Below are 9911 nucleotides of genomic sequence, written 5' to 3'. Positions count from 1 at the left end.
GCGTTGCGTCGCTCATTTCGCCCGGCAAGGCATTGGTGCTGGGTCCGACCTACGCCGAACATGCCCGCGCTGCCGCGATCGCCGGGCACCAGGTGGCGGAGGTCGATAATTTCGAAGCGTTGGCGGACGCCGACCTCGTCATCATCGTCAATCCGAACAATCCGGATGGACGTGTCATAGAGCGCGACCGGTTGCTGGCTCTGGCCGCCGGATTGCGCGCCAAGGGCGGACTGCTGGTCGTCGACGAGGCGTTCATGGATGTCGGCCCGCGTCAGCACAGCGTCGCGGGCGATGTCGGTCGGGGCGGCCTCGTCGTGCTGCGCTCGTTCGGCAAGTTCTTTGGCCTGGCCGGGCTGCGGCTCGGCTTTGCACTTTCCGATACTGCGACGGTCGACCGGCTGGATACGCAGTTCGGACCATGGGCCGTCGCCGGCCCGGCGCTGGAATATGGCATCCGCGCGCTTGCCGACATCGAGTGGCAGGACGTGATGCGGGCGTCGTTGGCCGGTGAATCGGCGCGCCTCGATGCGCTTTTCGGCCGCTTCGGCGTTCCTGTTGCGGGCGGAACCACACTGTATCGTTTCCTCAGTCTGACCAATGCCGCCGATTTGTTTGCAGCGCTCGGCGAGCGCGGCATCCTGCTTCGCCATTTTGCCGATCGGCCTGACGTTCTGCGCGCCGGCCTGCCGGGCAGTGAGGAGGAATGGCAGCGGCTCGAATCCGCACTTGCCGAATGGGCGTCGCGGCGCGAGCATCAATCGAAGGGTTCAAAACAATGATCCATGTCTGCTCGCTGGCAAAGATCGAGGAAACGGTGGCCAGGACCGGCGCCGACCGCATGCTTTCGCTGCTCGCCGCCGGAACGGAGGTGGTGCGGCCGGCCTCGATCTCGAGGGAAAACCACCTGCATCTGGTCATGCACGACATCGCGGTGGCGCAGGACGGCATGACCATGCCGGGCGAAGACCATGTCCGCAATCTGCTCGATTTCGCGCGCCGGTGGGACCGGGCAAGGCCGATGCTCGTGCATTGCTATGCCGGCATCAGCCGCTCGACGGCTTCGGCCTATATCATCGCGGCAGCACTGGCGCCGAAGCGTGACGAGGCCGAATTGGCGCGGACGCTGCGGGCGCTGTCGCCTTCGGCAACGCCCAATCCGCGACTGATCGCCGTGGCCGATGCGTTGCTTGAGCGCAACGGCCGCATGGTCGAGGCGATCGAATCGATCGGGCGCGGCGCGGACGCCTTTGAAGGCACGCCGTTTGCGCTGAGGATCGACGTGTAGTTTTGAGCGGAACGATACGACCGTTGTAAATTAGCTGAAGCCTCCCCGTCTTCGTCATCCTCGGGCGGAGCAGGAGCGAAGCTCCGTCGCGAAGACCCGAGGATCCATGCCGCGACCTTTGTCGAGGAATGCAGCGGAGCAGACTTCTGCACCGTAGCAGCGCTTCCGAGTCCCGGCATGGATCCTGGGGTCCGCGCCGCGTCGCTTCGCTCCTTGCTTCGCCCCAGGATGACGAGGCAGAAAGGCTTCCGCTAAATTGGGAGCCGGCGATCTGCCATCGGAAGGTCAGAAGATCTGTGCCTCGCAGTTAGGCTACTTCAGCCACTCCGCGAGCTTCGCCTTGCGCACATCTTGCAGCAGGCTGATGAAGCCGTCGGCCTGATATTCTGCCGTCAGCCGGCCCTTCTCCGCCGTCGCGATGCTGGCGTCGCCGACGACGCCGTTCGGGTTGAGATCGCTGGCGATCCAGGCGAAGGCGTGGGTGCCGGTGTGGCGCAGCAGCGAAAATTCCTTTTCGGCCTTGGCGACATTGGAAACGAAACTGTCTGATTTGCCCATGTCCACGAGGTCCGGCCGGAAATGCAGCATCAGCGAGGTCTCGACATCGCCGCCATGGATGCCGTGACGGTCCTCCAGTTCGGTATACATGCCGGCCGGACGGCCAAAACGCTGCCAGCTGGTCTTCACCGCCAGCATCTTTTCGCGCACGCGCAATTCGCGCGTGACGATGCCCATGATCTCCTCGTTGCCGCCATGCGAATTGACCACGATCAGCTTGCGCACACCGGCGCGCGCGATCGACAGGCCAAGCTCGGTCCAGGCTTCGATCAGCGTGGTTGCCGGCAGAGTGAGCGTGCCCGGCGCATGCAGGTGTTCGTTGGACTTGCCCACGGCCTGCACCGGCAGGATGCGGATGTCGAGATCGTCGGGCAGGCGCGAAATGACCGTGTCGAGCATGCCGTTCATGATCGACGTGTCGGTCGAAACAGGCAGATGCGGCCCATGCTGCTCGATCGCCGCCACTGGCAGCACGGCGATGGTCGCCTCGGGATCGATCGAGGCGTATTCGGTGGTCCGGTAGTCGCCCCACCACACGCGTCTTTTGGGTACGGTCATGTCATGCCTCTTCAATGGTCAGGCAGACCTAGCGCGGGACGGGCGGCCTGTCGATCACCCCGCCGCGATGGCCTCGATTTCGACCTTGAATTCGGGCCGGGCAAAGCCGGAAACAATCATCAATGTCGACGCTGGCGCGGGGCTCGAAAACAGCCGGTCGCGGACGTCCATATAGGGCCGCAGATGCGCGCGGTCGGTGACATAGGCGTTGATGCGCACGATATCCCTGAGACCCAGGCCGGCTTCGCCGAGAATCGCCGCGATGTTTTGAAAGCAGAGTTCGGCCTGCGCTCCGGCGTCTTCGGGAATCAGGTCGTCGGCGGTGATGGCGACCTGGCCCGAGCACAGCACAAGCCGCTTGCCGGCCGGCACCTCGACGCCGTGACTGTAGCGGGCAAAGGGCGGCTTGATGGACTTCGGGGTGAGGAATTTGAACATGGCAATCTCCTGGATGCCGCCACCTGAAGCCGGACTCATTACACCTTCAAGATGGTGGTGCATGTTGCCCGGGCGATTGTGGACAGCCGTTCAAAAAATAGGCACGATGCCTTCCGTACAGCATGACCCGTTCGCGCTTGGCATGGCAACGTCTTTCAAGCGGGCGGTCCCGGCGCCAGACGCCGGTGGCATGTGTCTTGCTTCTTGAATCTTTGGTGTCGAGCCTGGCGCGTGGCGCGCCGGAGCAAACAGAGGGTGGTGTCGATGTACGGAAAACAGAAGATCTCGGTGGCGGTTGTGGCCCTGCTTGCAGCCAGCACGCTGGGTGCGGCTGCGAATGAGAAAGTCACCTTCGGCACCAACTGGTTGGCCGAGCCGGAACATGGCGGATACTACCAGTCCGTGGCGGACGGCACCTACGCCGCCTGCGGCCTCGACGTCACCATCATGCAGGGCGGTCCGCAAGTCAGCGGCCGGCCGATGCTGCTGGCCGGCAAGATCGATTTCTACATGGGCGGCAATCTGCTGTCGGCCTTCGATGCGGTCCAGCAAGGCATACCGATGCGCGTGGTGGCGGCGGATTTCCAGAAGGACCCGCAGGTCATCATGTCCCACCCCGGCGAGGGGCTCGACAAATGGGAGGACCTGAAGAACGCCGACCAGTACATATTGGGCGACGAGGGCGTGCAGACCTTCTTCCAGTGGATGGTCATCGAACTCGGCTTCGACGCCTCCAAACGCGCGCCCTACACCTACAACACCGCTCCCTTCCTCGCCAACAAGAAGTCGATCCAGCAGGGCTACGTCACCTCAGAGCCGTTCGCGGTCCAGAAGGAAGGCGGCTTCGTGCCGAACCAGTTCCTGCTCGCCGACTATGGCTGGGACACATATTCGACGACGATCGAAGTGATGCAGGACACGATCGACAAGAAGCCGGAGGTGGTCCAGTGCTTCGTCGATGGCTCGGCCAAGGGCTGGTACAAATATCTCTACGGCGACAACAAAGCCGCCAACGACATGATCAAGAAAGACAATCCCGACATGAGCGACGAGCAGATCGCGTTCTCGATCGAGCAGATGAAGAAGTTCGGCCTGGCCGATTCCGGCGACACCGAAAAGCTCGGCATCGGCGCCATGACCGACGCGCGGATCAAGAGTTTCTACGACAAGATGGTCAAGGCCAAGGTCACGCCAGCCGGCATCGACATCAAGAAGGCCTACACGCTGACCTTCATCAACAAAGGCGTCGGGCTCGAGCTGAAGAAATAGGCCGCCCCGGAATGATAAGGGCAAAAGTGGCGCAAGCGCCGGCTGCGTCGGGTGCGGCCCCGACGCTCCTGGCGCTGAAGGGCGTCGGCAAGGTGTTCTCCAACGGCGTGACGGCGCTCAGCGACGTCGACCTGACCATCCGGGAAGGCGATTTCGTCAGCCTGCTCGGGCCGTCGGGTTGCGGCAAGTCGACGGCGCTGCGGCTGATCGCCGGCCTGTCGACGCCAACTTCCGGCGTGCTCGATTGGCGCGGTGGCGGCTCGCTCGACCGCTCGAACATCGGCTTCGTCTTCCAGGAGCCGACGCTGCTGCCCTGGGCCAATGTTTTCGACAATGTCTGGCTACCGCTTCGGCTGAAAGGCATTTCGCGCGCCAAGGCGACACCGGCGGTAACGGAGATGTTGGCGCGGGTTCACCTGACCGGCTTCGAAAACGCGGTGCCGCGCGAACTGTCAGGCGGCATGAAGATGCGCGTATCCATAGCGCGCGCCATGGTGACCAAACCGCGCGTGCTGCTGATGGACGAACCGTTCGCGGCACTCGACGAGATCACCCGCTTCAAGCTCAACAACGATCTCCTGGAACTGTGGCAGGACGAACGGTTCACCGTCGTCTTCGTCACCCACAGTGTCTTCGAAAGCGTGTTCCTGTCCAACCGCGTCGTCGTCATGGCGGCGCGGCCGGGCAGGGTGTTCGACGAACTCGCCATCGAGGCCTCCTATCCGCGCGACGAGGCGTTTCGCACCTCGCCAGACTATGCGGCACTGTGCCGTCAGGCTTCCGACGTGCTGGTCAAGGCCATCAACTCAACAGCAGGCGCGCATTATGACGGCCATTGACGAGCGGATGCTCCAACTCGATCCCGAGGAAGCACGCCGCGTGCGCCAGGCGCGGTTCGAACGGATCGGCCGCTGGGTGCTGCCGCTGGCGATCATGATCCTGGCGATCTGGCTGTGGGATCGCATCTGCGTGTGGAACGAGATCCCGCAATACATCCTGCCGCGTCCCGGCGTGGTGCTGTGGACGCTCTACAACGATGCCGGCCTGCTGTTTTCCTCGCTGCTGGTCACCTTGCGCATCACCTTTCTCAGCTTGGCTCTGGCGGTCATAGGCGGGGTCGGGCTGGCGGTGCTGTTCGCGCAGTCGAAATGGGTCGAGATGTCGTTCTTCCCCTTCGCCATCGTGCTGCAGGTGACGCCGATCGTGGCGATCTTTCCGCTGATCAACATCTATGTGAACGACCAGACGACCAAGCTTCTGCTGTGCGCCTGGATCGTCGCCTTCTTTCCGATCCTGTCCAACACCACGCTTGGCCTCAACTCCGTCGACCGCAATCTGCGCGACATGTTCAAGCTCAACGGCGCGACGCGATGGCAGCAATTGCGCTATCTCAGGCTGCCGGCGGCGATGCCCTATTTCCTCGGCGGGTTGAAGATCGCCGGCGGCCTGTCGCTGATCGGCGCTGTGGTGGCCGAGTTCGTTGCCGGTACCACCGGCCAGTCGTCCGGCCTTGCCTCGCGCATCATCGAGGCCGGCTACCGGCTCAACGCGCCGCGGCTGTTCGCGGCGCTGTTCCTGATCTCGCTGACCGGCATTTTGATCTTCCTCGTGCTGTCGCTGATATCGCATCTCATCTTGCGGCGCTGGCATGAAAGCGCGCTGAAGCAGGAGCGCTAGGGTGTGTGACGTGATTGATATGTTGGTGCGAGGCGCCCCCCTCTGTCCTGCCGGACATCTCCCCCTCAAGTGGGGAGATTGGCCGCTGTCACGATCTTCGCCAATCTCCAACATTGAAAAAAATGAGCCGGCACGGACGCTGCCAATCTCCCCCCTTGAGGGGGAGATGCCCGGCAGGGCAGAGGGGGGCAACGCTTGATACCAATCTCCGGCTCTTACCATCTCGCCAATGTTCGCCTTCATCGCTCACTGACGCCAGGCCTTTCCGCGCCCTTCGATGCTGACGGCTTCGGGCTTGCCGACATCGCTGTGGCCGACGGGAAGATTTCCAGCATCACCGCGCATGGCCGATCCGCTGATGCGGTCGACCTGGGCGGCCGTATAATCCTGCCGTGCTTCGTCGACTGCCACACGCATATCGACAAGGGCCATATCTGGCCGCGAAAGCCCAATCCCGACGGCACGTTCATGGGCGCGCTGAATGCCGCCGGTGCCGATCGTGTGGCACGCTGGAGCGCCGAGGATTTGGCGCGGCGGATGGATTTCTCGCTGCGCTGCGCCTACGCCCATGGCACAAGGGCGCTGCGCACCCACATCGACAGCGTCGCGCCGCAGGAGGAAATCTCCTGGCCGGTGTTCGAGGCGATGCGCGAGGCATGGCGCGGCCGCATCGAGTTGCAGGGCGCCTGCTTGCTCGGCATCGAAGGCGTGCGCGACAAAAAGTGGTTCGACAGGCTGGCAAAGAGGGTTGCCGCGGCAAAGGGCGTGCTCGGCGTCGTCACCTATATGGCGCCGGACCTCGAAGAGCTGCTCGACCACATCTTCGCGCAGGCCATCAAGCATGGCCTCGATCTCGATTTCCATGCCGACGAGACCAACGACATTTCCGCCATATCGCTGAAGAAGATCGCCGAGGCCGCTCTGTGGAACGGTTTCGAAGGAAAGATCCTCGTCGGCCATTGCTGCTCGCTGGCGCGCCAGCCGGATCTCGACGTGCTCGACACGCTGGACAAGGTGGCGAAAGCGGGGCTCGCCGTCGTCTCGCTGCCGATGTGCAATCTCTATCTGCAGGACCGGCGCGCCGACGGCACCACGCCACGCTGGCGTGGCGTGACGCTGCTGCACGAGATGAAGGCGAGGGGCATTCCGGTGGCGGTTGCTTCCGACAACACGCGTGATCCCTTCTATGCCTATGGCGATCTCGACATGCTGGAGGTCTACCGCATGGCGACGCGCATCCTGCATTTCGATCATCCGGTCGCCGACTGGCCGCAAGCGGTCACCGCGACGCCGGCCAAGGTGATGCGGTTTGATGGCTTCGGCACGCTGGCTGCCGGCGGTGATGCCGATTTCATCGTGTTCAAAGGCCGAAGCTGGACGGAATTGCTGTCGCGGCCCGAATCGGATCGCATCGTGGTGCGCGGCGGCAAGGCGATCGACCGCCAATTGCCAGATTATGCCGAACTCGACGAACTGATGGTGGAATGATGGATGTTTCGGCGCTCAAACGCGATCTCGAAGGCCTGAAGGTCGACGACAATCCGGCCATCGTCCAGCAGAAGAGCCGTGACTTCTACTGGTACAGCCCGGTGCTGAAGCAGCAGCTCGACCATGTCACCGGCGACCTGATCGTGACGCCGAAGAACGAGGCCGAACTGATCCGCGTGCTTGCCGCCTGTCATCGTCATGGCGTGCCGGTGACACCGCGCGGCAGCGGCACCGGTAATTACGGCCAGGCGATGCCGCTCTCCGGCGGCGTCGTGCTCAACCTTGCCGAGATGAACGAGATCAAGTCGATCGCTCCGGGTCGCGTCGTGACCGGGCCGGGGGCGATCCTGGCCGATATCGACAAGGCAACGCGGGCGCATTCCGGGCAGGAACTGCGGCTATCGCCCTCCACCTACAACACAGCCTCGATTGGCGGCTTCATCGCCGGCGGTTCGGGCGGCGTCGGCTCGATCAATTTCGGCGGGTTGCGCGATTTCGGCAATGTGCTTCGGCTGCGCGTGGTGACCATGGAGGCCGAGCCGAAAGCGCTCGAGCTCACCGGCGCGGATCTGCACAAGGTGACCCATGCCTACGGCACCAACGGCATCATATCGGAAGTCGAGATGCCGCTGACCGCGGCTTATGACTGGATCGACGTCATTGTCGGCTTCGACGCTTTCATGGATGCGGCCCGCTATGGCAATGCGCTGGCGTGTCAGGATGGCATCCTGACCAAGCTGATCACGCCGATAGCGGCACCCGTGCCGCAGCTCTATTTCAAGCGGCACCAGAAATTCCTGAGCGACGGGCAGAGCATTTGCGTCGTCATGGTGGCGCAGCATGGGCTGGACGCTTTTCTTGCCTTCACCCGGCGTGCCGGCGGCGAGGTGATCTACAATGCGGCCACGGCGACGCCGGATGAGAAAAAAGGCCTGCCGCCGGCCTATGAATTGGCTTGGAACCACACCACGCTGAGGGCGCTGCGCGTCGACCCTTCGATCACCTATCTGCAGTCGTTCTATCCCTTTCCCAACCAGCTGGCGCTTGTCGAGAAGATGGATGCGATGTTTCCGGGCGAGGTTTTCTCGCATCTCGAATTCGTGCGGCTGGACGGCAACATTACCTGCTTCGGCCTGCCGCTGGTCAAGTTCACGACCGAGGCGCGGCTCGACGAGATCGTGCGCCTGCATGAAGCGAACGGTTGCCCGATCTTCAACCCGCATCGCTACACGCTGGAAGAGGGCGGCATGAAGCAGACCGACGCGGTGCAACTCGCCTTCAAGCGCGAGACCGATCCGCAAGGGCTCCTCAACCCCGGCAAGATGATCGCCTGGGAGAACCCGGACTACGACTACCGTTCCGGGCGGACTTTTTTGTTCAGGGGGCTGCAGAAGGTAGGATGATGAACATCCTCGTCCTCTACGCCCATCCGGTCGAGACCAGCTTCAATGCCGGCCTGCACCGGATGATCGTCGAGCGCCTGACGGCGGCGGGCCATACGGTCGACGACTGCGATCTCTATGCCGAGGGTTTCGATCCGCGACTGACGCGCCAGGAGCGGCTGGACTACCACAACCCACGTGGCCCCGCCGACGCTGTCGCGCCTTATGTCGAGCGCCTGCTGCGCGCCGATGCGCTGGTGCTTTCCTATCCCGTCTGGAACTATGGCTTTCCAGCGATCCTGAAAGGCTTTTTCGATCGCGTGTTCTTGCCCGGCGTGTCGTTCAAACTGGTCGACGGCAAGGCGCAGCCGTCGCTGCACAACATTCGCAAGGTTGCGGCGGTGACCACCTACGGCGGCAGCCGGTTCCGCGCCATGCTGATGGGCGATCCGCCGCGCAGGCTGATCAAGCGGATGCTGCGCGCCACCGTCAAACCGGGCGCGCCGGTGACCTACCTCGCGCACTACGCGATGAACCTGTCTACCGACGGCACGCGCAAGGCTTTCACGACCAAGGTCGCGGCCCGCATGGATGAGTTCTGATGCGCGCCCTGGTGGTCTACTGCCATCCGGTACCCGAGAGCTTTTGCGCCGCCATCCGCGACACTGCCATCGACGTGCTGATGCGACGAGGCTGGGAGGTGCGGCTGCTCGACCTCTATGCGGAGAAATTCGACCCGGTGATGGGCTGCGACGAGCGGCGCTCCTACAATGACCAGGCGCCGCAGGACCCGGCACTGAAGCCGCATTTCGAACTGCTCAACTGGGCCGAAGCGATCCTGTTCGTCTATCCGACCTGGTGGTACGGACTGCCGGCGATGCTGAAGGGCTGGCTCGACCGGGTGTGGGCAACGGACGTCGCCTTCAAGCTGCCGGCCGGCAAGGGACGGATCAAGTCGCTGATGACGCATGTAACCAAGGTCGGCGTCATCACCACCTGCGGCGCCCCGACCTGGTGGAGCGTCGTCGTCGGCCAGCCGGGACGCAAGACCCTTTTGCGTGGCATGCGGGCGCTGTGTGCCACGCGCTGCCGGACCTTTTTCCTGGCGCACTATTTGATGGATGCCTCGACACCGGCGACAAGGGCGGCGTTTCTGGCGAAGGTGCGAGGGAAGCTGGAAAGGTTTTGAGAGGGCGACTTTCCCTTCCTTCCCCCACAAAGGGGGAGGCGAGAAGGCACTACATCCTCGACCGCTC

At 63.3% G+C, this 9911-nt stretch carries 11 protein-coding genes; 9 read left to right on the top strand and 2 right to left on the bottom strand.

Annotation, left to right across the window (positions count from 1 at the left end):
- Nucleotides 1-779: aminotransferase class I/II-fold pyridoxal phosphate-dependent enzyme (locus EN914_RS11880; protein WP_164778719.1), on the top strand; the 779-nt coding region annotated here is incomplete at its 5' end.
- On the top strand, nucleotides 776-1285 hold the full coding sequence (locus tag EN914_RS11875) for a tyrosine phosphatase family protein (RefSeq protein ID WP_013531123.1): 510 nt from the start codon (nucleotides 776-778) through the stop codon (nucleotides 1283-1285). The genes EN914_RS11880 and EN914_RS11875, both read left to right, overlap by 4 nt.
- Before the next feature lie 312 nt (nucleotides 1286-1597).
- Here the strand turns inward: EN914_RS11875 and EN914_RS11870 are convergent, their stop codons facing one another.
- Nucleotides 1598-2401 (bottom strand): creatininase family protein, encoded by an 804-nt coding sequence (locus EN914_RS11870; RefSeq protein WP_024501345.1) that lies wholly within the window; start codon nucleotides 2399-2401, stop codon nucleotides 1598-1600.
- Nucleotides 2402-2455: 54 nt separating this feature from the next.
- Nucleotides 2456-2839: a RidA family protein gene (locus tag EN914_RS11865; protein ID WP_024501344.1), complete on the bottom strand. Its 384-nt coding sequence runs from the start codon at nucleotides 2837-2839 to the stop codon at nucleotides 2456-2458.
- A 264-nt stretch (nucleotides 2840-3103) separates the two neighbouring features.
- On the opposite strand from EN914_RS11865, the gene EN914_RS11860 reads away from it, so the two are divergent.
- The 7 genes from EN914_RS11860 (at nucleotide 3104) to EN914_RS11825 (ending at nucleotide 9844) form a co-directional block, all read left to right on the top strand.
- A complete protein-coding gene (locus EN914_RS11860) occupies nucleotides 3104-4108 on the top strand; it encodes an ABC transporter substrate-binding protein (protein ID WP_013531126.1) in 1005 nt (334 codons plus the stop codon).
- 11 nt (nucleotides 4109-4119) lie between these two features.
- A complete protein-coding gene (locus tag EN914_RS11855; protein WP_024501343.1) occupies nucleotides 4120-4947 on the top strand; it encodes an ABC transporter ATP-binding protein in 828 nt (275 codons plus the stop codon).
- Nucleotides 4934-5785, top strand: coding sequence for an ABC transporter permease (locus EN914_RS11850; protein ID WP_013531128.1), 852 nt, complete (start codon nucleotides 4934-4936; stop codon nucleotides 5783-5785). The genes EN914_RS11855 and EN914_RS11850 overlap by 14 nt, the downstream gene beginning before the upstream one ends.
- Nucleotides 5786-5980: 195 nt before the next feature.
- Nucleotides 5981-7273, top strand: coding sequence for a cytosine deaminase (locus tag EN914_RS11840; protein ID WP_024501342.1), 1293 nt, complete (start codon nucleotides 5981-5983; stop codon nucleotides 7271-7273).
- Nucleotides 7273-8676, top strand: coding sequence for an FAD-binding oxidoreductase (locus tag EN914_RS11835; protein WP_024501341.1), 1404 nt, complete (start codon nucleotides 7273-7275; stop codon nucleotides 8674-8676). The genes EN914_RS11840 and EN914_RS11835 overlap by 1 nt, the downstream gene beginning before the upstream one ends.
- Nucleotides 8676-9257, top strand: a complete 582-nt coding sequence (locus EN914_RS11830; protein WP_024501340.1) for an NAD(P)H-dependent oxidoreductase — start codon at nucleotides 8676-8678, stop codon at nucleotides 9255-9257. Before EN914_RS11835 ends, EN914_RS11830 begins: the two co-directional genes overlap by 1 nt.
- Nucleotides 9257-9844 (top strand): NAD(P)H-dependent oxidoreductase, encoded by a 588-nt coding sequence (locus EN914_RS11825; RefSeq protein WP_024501339.1) that lies wholly within the window; start codon nucleotides 9257-9259, stop codon nucleotides 9842-9844. Before EN914_RS11830 ends, EN914_RS11825 begins: the two co-directional genes overlap by 1 nt.
- Nucleotides 9845-9911 lie beyond the last annotated feature (67 nt).

This window comes from Mesorhizobium sp. M7A.F.Ca.CA.001.08.2.1 (assembly GCF_003998455.1).
Lineage (GTDB): Bacteria > Pseudomonadota > Alphaproteobacteria > Rhizobiales > Rhizobiaceae > Mesorhizobium > Mesorhizobium ciceri.
This window is presented reverse-complemented; position numbering and strand designations above follow the sequence as displayed.